Origin of the sequence: Rathayibacter sp. VKM Ac-2762, from assembly GCF_009866585.1 — a bacterium.
Classification (GTDB): Bacteria; Actinomycetota; Actinomycetes; order Actinomycetales; family Microbacteriaceae; genus Rathayibacter.
The window spans coordinates 597,782-613,233 of the sequence record NZ_CP047419.1 but is presented as its reverse complement, the minus strand read 5'-3'; the positions used below and the strand labels follow the sequence as shown (position 1 = coordinate 613,233).

Genomic DNA, 15,452 nt, shown 5'->3' with positions numbered 1-15,452 from the left:
AGCAACGGGTCTGGGACCCGGTCGCAGCATCCCCGGCGTGCGGGTGCGCCGCCAGTCTACTCCTCGGGGCGGTCCGGTCGGCGCTCCGCCGCGCGGACGGTCGCGCTCGTCGTCATCCCGGAGTCGGGACGCGGATGACGAGGCCCGCCGCCACGAAGACGCCGACCGCGGCGAGGCTCAGCGAGGACCAGATCGCGTCCGGGAATGCGAACGGCAGCACCGGGTTCCACAGCACGAGCACCGGGACGAGCCCGACCAGCCAGAGGAGTGCGCGCGCCTGGATCGCGAACCAGCCGATGACCGCCGCGAGGATCGCGACCGGGTAGCGGATGAAGTCGTAGGCGTCGGAGCCGACGAGGGCGAGCCCGGCCAGCAGCACGATCGCGCCGAGGATCCCGGGCGCGAGCGCCATGCGGGCGCGGTCGCGCGAGGGGTAGCGGGCGGCGGTCGCGCGGGACGGCTTGCGGGTGCTCACCCCTCGATCGTAGGCGCGCGCATACCCCGCCCGGGTACCGCCTGCGGCGCGTAGGCTGGAGGAGTGATCGAGGACCTCAAGAAGCGCTCGCTGCACCGTGCCCGGATCCTCGGCGGCCAGATGCGCGGCCTCGAGCGGATGATCGAGAACGAGGACTACTGCGTCGACATCGTCACGCAGTCCCTCGCGATCCAGAAGTCGCTCGGCTCGCTCAACAAGCTCATCGTCGAGAACCACCTCCGCACGCACATCACCGCGATGTTCGAGGAGGGCGGAGACGCCCGCGAGGCGGCGATCGCCGAGCTCGTGAAGATCTTCGAGCTCTCCAACAACCGCTCGTGACCGCCGGCCTCGTCGCCGCGGCGCGGGTGCGCCCGCTGCTGCTCGACGGGGGCCTGGGCACGGAGCTGGAGGAGCAGGGGGCCGCGGTGGACTCCTCGCTCTGGAGCGCCCGGGTCCTGCTGGAGGAGCCCGGCCGGGTCGTCGCCGCGCACCGCGCCTTCGCCGAGGCGGGCGCCAGGGTCGCGGTGACCGCGAGCTACCAGGTGTCCGCGAGCGGATTCGCAGCCGCGGGGCTGGCCCCGGGCCTCGCCGAGCGCGCCCTCCGGGAGAGCGTCGACCTGGCCCGGCGCGCGCAGAGCGGCTGGGTCGCCGCCTCCGTCGGCCCTTTCGGTGCGAGCCTCGGCGACGGCTCCGAGTATCGCGGCGACGACGGCCTCACCGTCGGCGAGCTCGCCGCCTGGCACCGGCCGCGCCTGGAGGCCCTGGCCGCGGCCGGGCCCGACCTGCTCGCCGTCGAGACCATCCCGTCGGTGCGGGAGGTGCGGGCCGTCGTGGAGGCCCTCGCGGGCTCCTCGGTCCCCGCCTGGATCTGCGTGAGCGGCCGTTCGGGCCGCACCGCGGCCGGCGAGCCCCTGGCCGAGGCGCTCGCCGTCGCCGCCGCCTCCGAGGAGGTCGTCGGCGTGGGAGTGAACTGCTGCCCGCCCGGCGACGTCGCCGAGGCGGTCCGCATCGCCCGCTCCGTCACCGGCAAGCTGGTCGTCGTGTACCCGAACAGCGGCGAGGAGTGGGACGCCGTCGAGCGTCGCTGGGCAGGCGACGCGGCCTTCGACCCCGCGCTGGTCGCCTCCTGGCGCGCGGCGGGAGCGGATCTGATCGGCGGCTGCTGCCGCGTGGGACCTGCGGCGATCGCTGCCCTCGGACGAAGCCTGGAGGGGGAGTCGTGACCACCCTGAGAGCCGTGCGCGGCGACCTCACCCGCGAGCACGTCGACGCGATCGTGAACGCGGCGAACTCGTCGCTCCTCGGCGGCGGCGGCGTCGACGGCGCGATCCACCGCGCGGGCGGACCGGAGATCCTCGCCGAGTGCCGCCGGCTCCGCGGGACCGAGCTGCCGGACGGCCTGCCCGCCGGCTCCGCGGTCGCCACGACCGCCGGCCGCCTCCCCGCCCGCTGGGTCGTGCACACCGTCGGTCCCGTCCACTCGCGGTCGGAGGACCGCAGCGCCGTCCTCGCCTCGGCCTACCGCGAGTCGGTGCGCACCGCCGTCGGTCTCGGTGCGCGGACGCTCGCCTTCCCGGCCGTCTCGGCGGGCGTCTACGGCTGGCCGATGGACGACGCGGCGCGCATCGCGGTGGAGACGGTCCGCGAGGCGACCGCGGACGGCGCACTCGACGAGGTCCGGTTCGTCCTCTTCTCCGCGGACGCCCTCGCGGCCTTCGAGGCCGCCCTGGCCGCGGAATGACGGAAGGGGAGCCGACCCTGCGGTCGACTCCCCCTCCACGGTGCTGCGCTAGGCCGTCTTCGGCCGCGCGAACTCGTCGTAGGGCAGCGTGATCGGGCGGGTCCGCGGAGGCATCCGCACGACCGCCTCGAGCGCCGGGCCCAGTGCCTCGCGCCACGCGCGGTAGCCGTCCTCGTTGAGGTGCAGGCCGTCCGGCGAGTACTGCTCGAGCAGCCCGCCGTCCTCGCCCGCGAGCACCGGCCACAGGTCGAGGTAGCCCGCGTGCGCCGTGGGCGCGAACTGCCACAGGTGGCGGTTGATCTCGCGGATCTGCGGCGCGAACTCATGTCCGCGCGGCAGGACCGAGGTCACCAGGATGCGCACGTCCGGGAGGTCGCGCCGGAACGTCGCGACGATCGTCTCGATGTTGCGCACGACGTGCTCCGTCGTGCGGTGCCAGGCGAGGTCGTTGGTGCCGATCAGCAGCACCACCGTGTCCGGCTCCTGCGCGACCAGCTCGGCGAGCCGCGCGACGACGTCCGCCGTGGTGGCCCCTCCGACTCCCTCGTCGACGACCGTCGACTCCGTCAGCCACTCGCCCCAGGCTCCCGCCTGGATGATGCTGTCCCCGATGAAGAGGACCTTCCCCAGCTGGAGCCCGCGCCCCGCGTCCGTACTCGACCGTTCGCTCATCGTGCTCCTCTCGTCGGCGTCCCGGGCGGCCTCGCCGCCGCCGGACCCCTCCATTGTCACCGCTGCACCCGGCGCCCGCCAGGGGAGCGCTCGTCGCCGGAGTCCGGCAGGTCGGCCGCGGTGGCCGTGATGCGGTTGGCCATGCCGTTGAAGATGATGCCGTGGAAGGGCAGGATCGCGAACCAGTAGAGCCTGCCCGCGAGGCCCTGCGGGAAGAACACCGCGCGCTGCGTGTAGACCGAGCCGCCGTCTCCGGAGGGCTCGGCGCGCATCTCGAGCCAGGCCCCGCCGGGCACCTTCATCTCGGCGCGCAGGCGCAGGAGCTTCGGCCGCTCGATCTCCTCGACGCGCCAGAAGTCGAGGGCGTCGCCGGCGTGCAGGCGCGCGGAGTCGCGGCGCCCGCGCTGCAGGCCCACTCCCCCGACGAGGCGGTCCATCCAGCCGCGGATCACCCACGCGAGCGGGAAGGAGTACCAGCCGTTGGTGCCGCCGATGCCCTCGATGACGCGCCAGAGCTTGGCCGGGTCGGCCTGGGTGCGGCGCTCCTTGAGGTCCACGTAGACCGTGTGGCCGGCCCACTCCGGGTCGCTCGGCAGCGGATCGCTGGGAGCGCCGACGACCTCCGCGTTCTGCCAGCTCGTCTCGATCTCGCCCGCCTGCATCTTTCCCAGCGCGAGCCGGACGGCGCGGCGGTAGGAGGTCAGCCCGCCCTCGGGGTCGGGGATGAGCGCGCGGATGTCCTGCTCGTGCACGACGCAGTCGTACTGCAGCGAGGCGATGATGGGCACCGCGAGCGAGCGCGGGATCGGCGTGACCAGGTTGACCCACTGCGAGGCCAGCCACGGGGTGAACACCGGCAGGGACGCGATCGGCCGCTGCGGGAGCCCGGCCTCGACCGCGTAGCCGTTCATCATCTGGCCGTAGCGGAGCACGTCGGGCCCGCCGATGTCGAAGGTGCGGTTGAGCGTGGCGTCCTCGAGCGACGCGGAGCCGATCAGGTAGTGCAGCACGTCGCGCACGGCGATCGGCTGGATGAAGTTGCGCACCCACTGCGGCGCGGGCATGTACGGCAGCACGTCGGTGAGGTGGCGCACCATCTCGAACGAGGTCGACCCGGAGCCGATGATCACGCCCGCCTGCAGGGCGATCGTCGGCACTCCCGACTCCATCAGGATCCGGCCCACCTCAGCGCGCGAGCGGAGGTGCTTCGAGAGCTCCTGGCCCTCGGGGTGCAGGCCGCCGAGGTAGACGATGCGGCCGACGCCGGCCGACCTCGCGGCCGTGGCGACGTTCTGCGCGGCGCGGCTCTCGACCTCCTCGAAGTGGGCGTGGTCGTTGCCCGAGCCCATCGAGTGGACGAGGTAGTAGAGGACGTCGACGCCCTCGACCGCGGCCTCCAGCGACTCCGGATCGCCGAGATCGCCCTGGGCGACCTCGACCTCCTCCGCCCACGGCACGTCGACCAGCTTGCGCGCGTCGCGCACCAGGACGCGCACCCGGAAGCCCGCCTCGAGGAGGCGCGGCGTCAGCCTGCCGCCGATGTAGCCGGTCGCACCGGTGACGAGCGCGAGGGAGCGCGCCGAGTCGGAGGGGGTTTCGCTCATGCGGCCACGGTACGCCGATGGCCTCGGGACCTCTCCCGCTGGTGCGGGCCCGCGGCCCCTGCTAGGCGGCGCCCGGCATCCCGCTCAGTCGATGCCGAGGACCTCGCGGACCTGCACCACGTCGTGGTTCATCTGGCGGATGAGGGGCTCGACGCCCTCGTAGGCGACCTGGCCGCGGATCCGGCCGACGAACGCCACGTCGACCACGCGGTCGTAGAGGTCGAGGGTGTCGAGCGTCTGATCGAGCACGTACGCCTCGACCTGCTTGGGCGGCACTCCGACGAAGGTCGGGTTGCTGCCGACCGAGATCGCGGCGGGATGCGTGACGCCGTCGGTGGTGAGCCGGCCCGCGTAGACCCCGTCGGCCGGGATCAGGCCCTGCGACTGCGGCGAGAGGTTCGCGGTCGGGAAGCCCAGCTCGCGGCCGCGCTTCGCTCCGTGCACGACCACGCCGCGTACCACGGGCTCGTGCCCGAGCAGGCGCGTCGCGTGCTCCACATCGCCCTCGGCCAGCAGCTCGCGGATCCAGGTGGAGGAGACGCGGCGCCCGTCCTCGGGCCGCACGTCGTCGATCAGCTCCACCTCGAATCCGTGCTGCCCGCCGAGCACGCGCAGCAGGTCGACGTCGCCCGCTCCCCGGGCGCCGAAGCGGAAGTCGGAGCCGACGAGGACCACGCGGGCCTCGAGCGCCTCGACCAGCACCTGCTCGACGAACTGCTCTGGCGAGAGCGCCCGGAACGCCTCGTCGAAGGTGAGCAGCAGCGTCGCGTCCACGCCGGTCCCGGCGAGGAGCTCGAGCTTCTGCTCGTTGCCGACCAGGACGGGCGGGCACTTCTCCGGCGCGATCACGCTGAGCGGATTGCGGTCGAAGGTGACGACGACGGCGGCGAGCCCCTGCTCGCGGGCCCGCTCGTGCAGCCGGCCGATGACGGCCCGATGCCCGGAGTGGACGCCGTCGAACTTGCCGATCGTGACGGCGGAGGGTCCGATCCCGGCCAGGTCGCCGGGGCGGGTCTCGACGCGCATCAGGCGGCCGCCCGGGCCGTGCGCCGCCCCTGCACGCGGAGCCACCAGAGGCCGAGCACGGGCAGGACGAGCGGGATCAGCAGGTAGCCGGCGCCGAAGGCCGCCCACACCGTCGACTGGCGCCCGAACGGGTCGGCGCTCGCGAGCCCGAGGAGCTGCGGAGCGAGGAGGCTGAGCGCGCCGACCACGAGCACGCCCACCAGCTCGAAGGTGATCGTCACCCACGCGACGCGCTGCCAGGCGCGGCCCGGGACGATCAGGGCGACCGTCGCGACGATGTACACGACGGCCGAGAGCGCGGAGAGCGAGAACGCCAGCGGCGCCTCGTCGAACCGGTCGATGATCTGGAAGACGGAGCGCCCCGTCGCGGCGAGCGCGAGGATCCCGTAGACCACGACCAGGAGGCTGCCGATCCCGCGCGAGCGGGCGGAACGGGTCGGCTCGCCGCTCCCGGGGGCCGAGGGGACTGAGGGGTCGTGAGCGGCCCGTCCGGACGCATCGCTGGCTGGTTTCGACATCGCACGTCCATGCTAGGCGTTCGCCGGGCCGGGCCCGGTGGCGGGCCCGATCAGGCGCTCTGGAAGAACCAGATCTGGTGCATCCGGTAGACCATGACCGCGATCGAGAGGCAGGCGACGCCCAGGATCACGGTGCTCCAGCGGCTCCGCTCGATGAGCGCCCAGAACCCGGCAGCGAGCGGCAGGAGCAGCGCCGAGATCAGGTAGATGTAGTACTCCGGCAGGCTCCCCGACGGGCGGTTGCCGACCAGCGGCGACACGATCGCGACCGCCAGCTGGACGATCAGCAGCAGCTCGACGATCGCCGTCGCGCCGACCGAGACGTCCGAGGGACGGCGGGCGAGCAGCCCGAGCACGAGGCAGAGCAGGCCGGCCGCGACGGCGATCCCCACCTGGAGGATCGTGAACCACTCGATCACGAGGCGGCCGTCCGCAGGTCCTCGGTCGGGAAGTTGACGACGCTCTTGAGCTGGGTGCCGCGCCGCTCGGCGAGGCCGATCAGCCGCTCCCCCGGGCCGACCGCGGCGAGGAGGCCCTTCGCGCCCGCCACCGCCTCCGGGGCCGGGATGCGCTTGCCGTTCGCGAGATCGCCCGCCTCCTGGGCGTCGAGGCGCAGCAGGGGGAACAGCTCGCCCGCCACGAGCGTCGGCGGCAGGAGCGCGGCGGGGACGTCGAGCTCGTCGATCTCGCCGGCCTGGGCCACGGAGAAGGGGCCGACCGCGGTGCGCCGCAGCGCGGTCAGGTGGCCGCCGACTCCGAGGGACGCGCCCAGGTCGCGGGCGAGCGCGCGGATGTAGGTGCCGGAGGAGCAGGTGACGCGCACGTCCAGGTCGAGGAACCCCTCGACCGGGCGGCTCGCCAGGACGGCGAACTCCGAGACGGTCACGGGGCGGGAGGCGAGCACGACCTCCTCGCCGTCGCGGGCGCGGGCGTAGGCGCGGCGGCCGTCCACCTTGATCGCGCTGACCGTGCTCGGGACCTGCTCGATCGCTCCGGTGAGGGCCGCGATCGCGTCGGACACCGACTCCGGGGCGAGGGCCGCGACGAGGGCGGGCTCCGCCGAGGCGAGCACCTCGCCCTCCTGGTCGTCGGTGGTGGTGGAGGAGCCCAGCCGGATCGTCGCCTCGTACTGCTTGTCGAGGCCGACGAGGTAGGTGAGCAGGCGCGTCGAGGGGCCGAGACCGAGGATCATCAGCCCGGTCGCCATCGGATCGAGCGTCCCCGCGTGGCCGACCTTGCGGGTCCCCGCGCGGCGGCGGGTCCGCGAGACGAGGTCGTGGCTGGTGATGCCGCCGGGCTTGTCCAGCAGGAGGATCCCGTTCGGAGCCGGGGCGGGGGTCTCGAGCACGGGTGCGAGGATACACGGACGGATCGGGAGTACCCCCGGGGTGGAGCCGGAGCCCTCGCCCGCCCGTCCTAGGCTGTCCGGATGAGGATCGCAGTACTCGGAGCAGGCGCCGTCGGCGGCACCATCGCCGCCCTTCTCGACCGCGCCGGGCACGACGTCGAGGTCACCGCCCGAGGCGACCACCTCACCGCGATCCGCCGGTCGGGGATCCGGCTCGACGGGGCGTGGGGCGAGCACACCGCCTGGGTCCGCTGCGGCGAGTCTCTCGACCTGGTGCCCGATCTCGCCTTCGTCTGCACGAAAGCGCAGGACGCCGAGGACGCGCTGCGCACCAACCGCCGCACGGTCGACGGCACTCTCGTCGTCGTCGTCCAGAACGGACTGGACGGACTCACCGCGGCGGCCCGGCAGGTGCGCGACGCCCGGCTCGTGGGTGCTCTCGCCCTCTTCGCCGCGAGCCACCTCGAACCCGGCCGGGTCACCGTCACGGCTCCTGCCACGACCACGCTCGGCGTCCCCGGCCGCCCGGCCGACGACGACGTCCGACGGGCCGCCGCCGTGCTCGGCGAGGCGGTCCCCACCGCCGTCACCGACGACTTCACCGGAGCGCAGTGGACGAAGCTGCTGATCAACGAGGTCAACGCCCTGCCCGCGATCACCGGGCTCTCGGTCCAGGAGACGATCGACGATCCGGGGCTGCGGCGCGTCCTCGCCCGGTCGATGCGCGAGGCCGCCCGGACGGGCCTCGCGTCGGGCGTCCGCTTCGGCTCGCTGCAGGGACTCTCGAACACGTCCGTCCGCGCCCTGGCCGCCGCTCCCCTGCCCCTGGTCGAGCTGCTCCCCCGCCGGATGGCCGCGCGGATGGGCGAGGTGCCGAACCCCGGGTCGACGCTGCAGAGCGTCCGCCGCGGAGTGCCGAGCGAGATCGACCACCTGGCCGGGGCCGTGGTCCGCACCGCTCACCGCGGCGGGCGCGAGGCACCGGTCAACCAGCTGCTGGTCGACCTGGTGCACGAGGTCGAGCGGGCGGGCGCCTTCGTGCCGCCGGCGGAGGTCGTGCGCCGCGCCGCCCTGGTCTGAGCCCGCGGCCCTGTCGGACGGACGCCGCCCGCGGCGGCGGCCGCCGTCCCGAGGCTCAGCAGGAGTCGGCGAAGAGGCGCCGGGGCTGCTCCGGATCGCGGATGTCGACGAGGATCCCCGCCAGCCGGCGCGGGTCCGTCGTGGCGCGGTACGCCGCGTCCACCGGCGGCTCCTGCGTGTCGAGGCGGATGCTGGTGCTCCACGCGCCGCGCAGCTCCGGCCGGAGGGCGAACTCGCCGTCGACGAGCAGCACCGCGTCGCGGCCGGCGGTCCGCCAGCGCGCCTGCCGCGCCTCGTCGCGCACTGCGTCGAAGCCCGCGAGCACGAACCCGGTGCTGCCGCCGAGGGTGAACGGATCGAGCAGCACGCGGCGCAGGAGCTCGTAGTCGTACCCGGCCGCGTAGGAGCGCTGCTCGTCGGGCACGGCGGGGTCGTCCCGATCGGCGCGGGGACGTCGGAAGTCGGCGAGGTGCGCGACGATCGCGTCCTTGCCGGCCCGGCGGAGCACCTCCGCGAGGTCGAGCGCGAACGCCGCGCTCACCGCGGGGTCGTCGCCGTCGATCCCGACCTTGACCCGTCCGCGCCCGTAGTTGTGCAGCACCTCCGCCGCGAGAGCGTCGAGCACATCGGCCTTCTGCGGAGCCCACCTGGTCATCCGTCCACGATACGCGCCGCCGCCTAGTGTGGGCTGATGCCCTCCGACCCTCTCGCCGACGCGATCACCGCCTGGTTCCGCACGAGCGCCCGCGACCTGCCGTGGCGCCGCGAGGGCTTCCCCGCCTGGGGCACGCTCGTCAGCGAGTTCATGCTGCAGCAGACCCCGGTGGTCCGCGTCGTCCCGCGTCTGGCGGAGTGGCTGGAGCGCTGGCCGACACCCTCCGCACTCGCCGCCGTCCCGCCCGGCGAGGCGGTGCGCGCCTGGCAGTCCCTGGGCTACCCGCGGCGGGCCCTGCGCCTGCACGCCTGTGCCGTGGCGATCGCCGAGGAGCACGGCGACGTGGTCCCCGACGACGTGGAGACCCTCCTCGCGCTGCCCGGCATCGGCGACTACACCGCCCGCGCCATCGCCGTGTTCGCCTACGGGAGGCGGCACCCCGTGGTCGACACCAACGTCCGCCGGGTCCTCGCGCGCGCGGTCGACGGAGCGGCGGAGCCCGGCCCGCCCCGCGCGAGGGCCGACCTCGCCGCGATGTCGGCGCTGCTGCCCGAGTCGCTCTCCGAGGCGGCGGCCTTCAACGCGGGCGCGATGGAGCTGGGGGCGGTCGTCTGCACCGCCCGCGCTCCGCGCTGCGACGAGTGCCCGATCCGCGACCTCTGCCGCTGGCGGGCGGAGGGGTACCCCGAGCACACCGGGCCCGTGAAGGCGAAGCAGAAGCGGTTCGAGGGCTCGGACCGCCAGGTCCGCGGCCTCATCCTCGCCGAGCTGCGCGCCGCGCACGGCCCGGTCACCGCGGCCGAGGTGGAGTCTCTCTGGCCGGACGCCGACCAGCGCGGTCGCGCCCTGGCCGGGCTCCTCGCCGACGGCCTGGCGACGGGCGGCCCGGAGGACGGCTACCTCCTCCCCGGCTCCTGAGGGCCCGTCGACCGCCGTCCGCGTCGGAGGAGGCGGGTAGGGTCGGCGCCGTGACCGGTCGCCGCCTCCGCCTCCCCCGCCCCGACGCCGCCGTCGAGCGCGCCCTCGACGTCGACCTCGCCCAGGACGTCCAGCGCGCCCTCGCCGCGGTCCGCGTCGAGAACGACCTGCCCGGCCCGTTCCCGCCGGCCGCGCTGGCCGAGGCCGAGCACGCGGACGCCGGAGCGGACGACGAGGACCGCGTCGACCGGACGGACCTCCCCTTCGTGACGATCGACCCGCCCGGCTCGCTCGACCTGGACCAGGCCCTCCACCTGGAGCGCACGTCGGAGGGCGTCGTCCTCCGCTACGCCATCGCGGACGTGCCCGCGGTCGTCCGCACCGGCGGAGCGCTCGACGCCGAGACGCGCCGCCGCGGCCAGACCTACTACCTCCCGGACGGCCGCGTCCCGCTGCACCCCGCGGTCCTCTCCGAGGGGACCGCGTCGCTCCTGCCGGACGAGACGCGCCGAGCGCTGGTCTGGACGCTGACCCTCGACGAGCGGGCGGAGCCGCGCTCGGTGCACCTCGAGCGGGCGCTCGTGCGCAGCGTGGCCCGGCTCGACTACGAGGGCGTGCAGCGCAGCGTCGACGCGGGCGATCCGCACCGCTCCCTCGCCCTCCTCCCCTGGTTCGGACGCGAGCGCCTGGCGCGCGAGTCCGAGCGCGGAGGAGCGAGCCTGACGCTGCCCGAGGAGGAGATCGTCGCCGCCGACGGCGGCTACCGGGTCGAGCGCCGCGCTCCCCTGGGCGTCGAGGGCTGGAACGCCCAGGTCTCGCTGCTGACCGGTATGGCAGCGGCGACGATGATGCTCGACGCGGGGGTGGGCATCCTCCGGACCATGCCCGAGGCCGACCCCGCCACCGTCGCGGCCTTCCGCTCCCGAGCCGCGGCGCTCGGCGTCCCGTGGCCCGAGGAGGAGGCCTACGGCGCCTACCTGCGCCGCCTCGACACCGCCGACCCCGCCCAGCTCGCCATCATGTACGCCGCGGCGAGCCTGTTCCGCGGCGCCGGCTACACCGCCTTCGACGGCGCCCCGCCGGAGCATCCCGCGCAGGCGGCCCTCGCCGCGCCGTACGCGCACGTCACCGCGCCGCTGCGGCGCCTGGTCGACCGGTTCGGCCTCGCCGTCTGCCTCGCGGTGTCCCGGGGCGGAACGATCCCGTCGCAGCTGCGCGAGGCGCTGCCCCTGCTCCCGCCGCTCCTCGCCGCGAGCGACCGCCGGGCCGGAGCCGCCTCCCGTGCGGCGACCGCGATCGTCGAGGCCGCCGTCCTCCGCGGCCGCGAAGGAGCCTCCTTCAGCGGGATCGTCGTCTCCTCGGCGCGCACCCGCTCCTCGGTCCAGCTGCTCGACCCGGAGATCACCGTCGACGTCCCGGCCCCGCTCACGCCGGGAGCCCGTGTCGTCGTCGTCCTGGAATCGGTCGACGTCGCCACGGGCTCCGCGGTGTTCGGGCTCGGCGCCTAGTCCTCGTCGTCCTCGCGGGGCTTCACATAGGGGTCGGCCTCGCCGGCGTAGTCCGCCTGAGCGGCGAGCGACTGCACCTGCGAGTCCTGGCTGCGCGCGGCGGCGAGCAGATCCTCGATGTGCTTCGCGTTCTCGGGCACCGCGTCGAGGATGAACTCGAGCGACGGCGTGAGCCGGGACGTGATGTTCCTGCCCACCTCGGTGCGGAGCATTCCGGTGGCGGCCTTGAGGGCCGCGGCCGAATCGGCGCGCTCCTCATCGGTGCCGTAGACCGTGTAGAACACCGAGGCGTGCTGCAGGTCGCCGGTCACCTGGACATCGGTGATGGTGACGAAGCCGAGGCGCGGGTCGCGGAGACCGCGCTCGAGCCGCTTCGCGACGATCACCTGGATACGTTCGGCGAGCTTCCTCGCCCGGGCCGGATCTGCCATGGCTGGTCCTCACATCTCTCTCGGCGAACCGTTCAGCTCGCCATTCAACCACTCTCCGCCCGGACGACCGGTCGCGTCCGAGGGGGCCTTGCTTCTGGGGCGTGATGCCCCTCGACCGCGCGTCTGCGACGGCGCGGGTGGGGTGCCTCCTCGCGGCTCCCTCCCGCGGGCCTGCGGCCCGCCCGCCAGGCCCGGCCAGGAGCCGCGAGGAGGCACCCCACCCGTGCCCGCGATCGGAGGGAGTGCGGGTCCGCCCCCCGGATCCTCGGGGACCGGGGTGGGAAGGCTCAGGTGCTGGATCGGGAGCCGGACGTCGCCCGCAGGCTCGCTGCTCGCGAGCTGCTCGCTCAGCGGGCGCACCCACCAAGACAGGAGCGCCTGATCGGGGTCGGTCTCCCGCATCCGGGGGTGCGGAAGCGCCCGCTTGAGGGTCCGCACCTCCGGGAGGAGGGCGGCCCCCCGATTCCTCCCGCAGGGCGCGAGAGGACGAGAGTCCCCTCCCGATCCCGCACGAACAGCGCCGTGAGACGCCGGAAGGCCCGGGCGGACCCGGGCCTTCCAGTGGAGCGGATCAGCCTCGCGGCTTCTCCTTCATCTCGATCGTCTCGATCTCGTCGCCGATCTGGATGTCGTTGTACTTTCCGAGACCGATACCGGCCTCATAGTCCGTACGGACCTCCGTGACGTCGTCCTTGAAGCGACGCAGCGACTCGATGGCCAGGTTGTCCCCGACCACGACGCCGTCACGGATGACGCGCGCCTTCGAGTTGCGGGTGATCGTGCCGGAGCGGACGATGACACCCGCGATGTTGCCGAACTTGGAGGAGCGGAACACCTCGCGGATCTCGGCGACACCGGACTGGACCTCCTCGAACTCGGGCTTGAGCATGCCCGTGAGCGAGTTCTCGACCTCTTCGATCGCGTTGTAGATGACCGAGTAGAAGCGGATGTCCACTCCCTCTCGAGCAGCGCGCTCGCGGGCCTTCGGGTCGGGGCGGACGTTGAAGCCCACGATGATCGCGTTGTCGATCGTCGCGAGGTTGACGTCCGACTCCGTGATCGCACCGACACCGCGGTGGATGATGCGCAGCTGCACCGAGTCGTCGACCTCGATCTTGACGAGCGACTCCTCCAGCGCCTCGACGGCACCGGACACGTCGCCCTTGATGATGAGGTTGAGCGACTCGACCTTGCCCTCCTCGAGAGCACGGGTGAAGTCCTCGAGCGAGATGCGCTTGCGGGCCTTGGCCAGCAGGGCGTTGCGCTGAGCGGCTTCGCGCTTCTCGGCGATCTGACGGGCCGTGCGGTCCTCCTCGGTGACGAGGAAGGTGTCGCCGGCGCGGGGCACGGACGAGAGTCCCTGCACCTGCACCGGACGCGACGGCACGGCTTCGAGGACGGCGTTGCCGTTCTCGTCCGCCATCGCACGGACGCGGCCGTAAGCAGTTCCGGCGACGATCGCGTCTCCGACGCGCAGCGTTCCCGACTGGATGAGCACGGTCGCGACCGCACCGCGTCCCTTGTCGAGCTTCGCCTCGATCGCGACTCCGCGCGCCTCCTTGTTGGGGTTGGCGCGCAGGTCGAGACCGGCGTCCGCGGTGAGCAGCACGGCGTCCAGGAGGTCCTGGATGCCGGTGCCCGCGCGAGCCGACACGTCGACGAACATGACGTCTCCGCCGTACTCCTCGGCGACGAGCCCGAACTCGGTGAGCTGCTGGCGCACCTTGGCCGGGTTGGCGTCGGGCTTGTCCACCTTGTTCACCGCGACCACGATCGGCACGTTGGCCGCCTGGGCGTGGTTCAGCGCCTCGATGGTCTGCGGCATGATGCCGTCGTCCGCCGCGACCACGAGGATCGCGATGTCCGTGACCTGGGCACCGCGGGCTCGCATGGCGGTGAACGCCTCGTGACCCGGGGTGTCGATGAAGGTGATCGGGCGCTCGATGCCCTCGTGCTCCGCGACGACCTGGTACGCACCGATGTGCTGCGTGATGCCGCCCGCCTCGCCGGCGACGACGTTGGCGTTGCGGATCGCGTCGAGCAGGCGCGTCTTTCCGTGGTCGACGTGACCCATGACGGTGACGACGGGGGGACGGATCTCGAGGTCCTCGTCCGTCTCGTCGTCGAGCTCCTGCTCGAGGTCGAGACCGAAGCCCTCGAGGAGCTCCTTGTCCTCGTCCTCGGGCGAGACGACCTGGATCTTGAAGCCGAGCTCGGAGCCGAGCACCTCGAAGGTGGCCTCGTCGAGCGACTCGGTGGCCGTCGCCATCTCGCCGAGGGCGAAGAGGACGGTGACCAGGTTGCCGGGGGGCACCGGCACGCCGGTCATGGCCTCGATCTTGTCGGCGAAGTCCGAGATCGACGCGCCGCGGCGCAGACGGATGACCGTCCTGCCGTCGCCGCGGGGGACGCTGACGCCGCCGAGCGACGGGGCCTCCCTGAGCTCGAACTCCTGACGCTTCGTGCGCTTGGACTTCCGGGCCTTGCTCTTGCCGCCGCCGCGACCGAAGGCTCCTGCGGTTCCACCGCCGGGCCCGCGACCGCGACCGCCGCCGCCACCGGGACGCGGGGCGAAGCCGCCACCGGCACCGGGAGCGCCGCCGGGGCGCTGGAAGCCGCCGCCGGCCGGACGACCGGCACCGCCGGGACGTCCTGCTCCGCCGCCGGGTCCGCCGGGACGCTGGCCGAAGCCGGCGGGGCGCTGGCCCATGCCGGGTCCGCCGGGTCGGGGCGCGCCGGGGCGCGGAGCAGCGGGGCGGGGGATGTTGCCCGGGGTCGGACGCGATCCCATGCCCTGCGAGCTGGCGAAGGGGTTGTTGCCGGGGCGCGGGGCGGCGGGACGCTGTCCCATGCCCTGGTTGCTGGCGAACGGGTTGTTGCCCGGGCGCGGGGTGCCGCCGGGGCGGTTGGAGCCGCCCGAGGCGCCGCCGGGGCGCGGGGTGTTCGCGGCGGAGCCGGACGCGGGGTCACGGGCTTGGGTCCGCCGGGGTCGCGCCGGACGCCGGCTTTCGGCGGCGGCCGGAGCCGCGGGGCCCTCGGTCGGAGCCGGAGCGACGGCCTCGGCGGGCGCGTCCTTGGCTGCCTGGGCGCGCTGAGCGGCCGCGGCCTCCTGGGCTGCCTGAGCCTGGGCCTGGCGCTCGGCGACAGACATCGGCGGTGCGGGCGCCGGAGCGGGCGGCTTGGCCGGTCCGGGCGTGGGCGCGGACGGACGCGCGCCGGAGGGGCGCGGGGCCCCGGGACGGGCGCCGGCGGCGGGGGCGGCCGGGGTCGCCGACGCTCCCGCGGAGGAACCGCCCTGGCCCTGGAGGGCCTGGCGGAGCTTGCGCGCCACCGGGGGTTCGATGCTCGAGGACGGGCCCTTGACGAACTCGCCGAGCTCCTTCAACTTCGCAAGTGCGACCTTGCTATCGACACCCAGTTCGGATGCGATCTCGTGTACGCGTGGTTTTGCCACTTCTCTCCTGTCTTGGGCC

The 15,452-nt window shown here is 74.0% G+C and carries 16 protein-coding genes; 6 read left to right on the top strand and 10 right to left on the bottom strand.

The annotated features are described in order from the left end of the window. Window positions 1-112 precede the first annotated feature (112 nt). Window positions 113-475 (bottom strand): DUF6804 family protein, encoded by a 363-nt coding sequence (locus GTU71_RS02940; protein ID WP_244230620.1) that lies wholly within the window; start codon window positions 473-475, stop codon window positions 113-115. 63 nt (window positions 476-538) lie between these two features. Here GTU71_RS02940 and GTU71_RS02935 point away from each other — a divergent pair, with 63 nt between their 5' ends. Genes GTU71_RS02935 through GTU71_RS02925 form a run of 3 tightly spaced genes read left to right on the top strand, consistent with a single transcriptional unit; the run spans window position 539 to window position 2,219 of the window. Continuing rightward, window positions 539-817: a metal-sensitive transcriptional regulator gene (locus GTU71_RS02935; protein WP_104223062.1), complete on the top strand. Its 279-nt coding sequence runs from the start codon at window positions 539-541 to the stop codon at window positions 815-817. After that, complete coding sequence (gene mmuM, locus GTU71_RS02930; protein WP_159939276.1) at window positions 814-1,701, top strand: homocysteine S-methyltransferase; 888 nt, start codon at window positions 814-816, stop codon at window positions 1,699-1,701. The genes GTU71_RS02935 and mmuM overlap by 4 nt, the downstream gene beginning before the upstream one ends. Further along, window positions 1,698-2,219, top strand: coding sequence for an O-acetyl-ADP-ribose deacetylase (locus GTU71_RS02925; protein WP_104225600.1), 522 nt, complete (start codon window positions 1,698-1,700; stop codon window positions 2,217-2,219). The genes mmuM and GTU71_RS02925 overlap by 4 nt, the downstream gene beginning before the upstream one ends. Before the next feature lie 48 nt (window positions 2,220-2,267). Here the strand turns inward: GTU71_RS02925 and GTU71_RS02920 are convergent, their stop codons facing one another. From GTU71_RS02920 to truB, 6 genes are all read right to left on the bottom strand, one after another. Further along, the gene (locus tag GTU71_RS02920; RefSeq protein ID WP_104225671.1) at window positions 2,268-2,891 is read right to left on the bottom strand and encodes a GDSL-type esterase/lipase family protein; all 624 of its coding nucleotides are present in this window, start codon (window positions 2,889-2,891) and stop codon (window positions 2,268-2,270) included. A 56-nt stretch (window positions 2,892-2,947) separates the two neighbouring features. Beyond that, entirely contained in the window at window positions 2,948-4,495 is a 1,548-nt protein-coding gene (locus GTU71_RS02915) for an SDR family oxidoreductase (protein WP_159939275.1), read from the bottom strand. An 84-nt stretch (window positions 4,496-4,579) separates the two neighbouring features. Continuing rightward, on the bottom strand, window positions 4,580-5,521 hold the full coding sequence (locus GTU71_RS02910) for a bifunctional riboflavin kinase/FAD synthetase (protein WP_104225670.1): 942 nt from the start codon (window positions 5,519-5,521) through the stop codon (window positions 4,580-4,582). Then, entirely contained in the window at window positions 5,521-6,039 is a 519-nt protein-coding gene (locus tag GTU71_RS02905) for a hypothetical protein (RefSeq protein WP_244229447.1), read from the bottom strand. The genes GTU71_RS02910 and GTU71_RS02905 overlap by 1 nt, the downstream gene beginning before the upstream one ends. A 50-nt stretch (window positions 6,040-6,089) precedes the next feature. After that, on the bottom strand, window positions 6,090-6,458 hold the full coding sequence (locus GTU71_RS02900; RefSeq protein WP_104223058.1) for a hypothetical protein: 369 nt from the start codon (window positions 6,456-6,458) through the stop codon (window positions 6,090-6,092). Further along, on the bottom strand, window positions 6,455-7,387 hold the full coding sequence (gene truB / locus GTU71_RS02895; RefSeq protein WP_104223057.1) for a tRNA pseudouridine(55) synthase TruB: 933 nt from the start codon (window positions 7,385-7,387) through the stop codon (window positions 6,455-6,457). The genes GTU71_RS02900 and truB overlap by 4 nt, the downstream gene beginning before the upstream one ends. An 81-nt stretch (window positions 7,388-7,468) precedes the next feature. Between truB and GTU71_RS02890 the strand changes: the two genes are divergently transcribed. Next, window positions 7,469-8,467 (top strand): 2-dehydropantoate 2-reductase, encoded by a 999-nt coding sequence (locus GTU71_RS02890; RefSeq protein ID WP_104249600.1) that lies wholly within the window; start codon window positions 7,469-7,471, stop codon window positions 8,465-8,467. Window positions 8,468-8,522: 55 nt separating this feature from the next. Here GTU71_RS02890 and GTU71_RS02885 read toward each other — a convergent pair whose 3' ends face one another. After that, window positions 8,523-9,122, bottom strand: a complete 600-nt coding sequence (locus tag GTU71_RS02885) for a hypothetical protein (protein WP_159939274.1) — start codon at window positions 9,120-9,122, stop codon at window positions 8,523-8,525. A 36-nt stretch (window positions 9,123-9,158) separates the two neighbouring features. On the opposite strand from GTU71_RS02885, the gene GTU71_RS02880 reads away from it, so the two are divergent. Both GTU71_RS02880 and GTU71_RS02875 read left to right on the top strand, forming a co-directional pair. After that, entirely contained in the window at window positions 9,159-10,040 is an 882-nt protein-coding gene (locus tag GTU71_RS02880) for an A/G-specific adenine glycosylase (protein WP_104246569.1), read from the top strand. A gap of 50 nt (window positions 10,041-10,090) precedes the next feature. Continuing rightward, on the top strand, window positions 10,091-11,548 hold the full coding sequence (locus tag GTU71_RS02875; RefSeq protein ID WP_159939273.1) for an RNB domain-containing ribonuclease: 1,458 nt from the start codon (window positions 10,091-10,093) through the stop codon (window positions 11,546-11,548). On the opposite strand, the gene rbfA is transcribed toward GTU71_RS02875, so the two are convergent. Together rbfA and infB are read right to left on the bottom strand one after the other, a co-directional pair. Next, a complete protein-coding gene (gene rbfA, locus GTU71_RS02870; RefSeq protein ID WP_104223052.1) occupies window positions 11,545-11,979 on the bottom strand; it encodes a 30S ribosome-binding factor RbfA in 435 nt (144 codons plus the stop codon). The two genes, GTU71_RS02875 and rbfA, sit on opposite strands and share 4 nt — an antisense overlap. A 571-nt stretch (window positions 11,980-12,550) precedes the next feature. Next, window positions 12,551-15,433, bottom strand: a complete 2,883-nt coding sequence (gene infB / locus GTU71_RS02865; protein WP_159939272.1) for a translation initiation factor IF-2 — start codon at window positions 15,431-15,433, stop codon at window positions 12,551-12,553. Window positions 15,434-15,452: the final 19 nt, after the last annotated feature.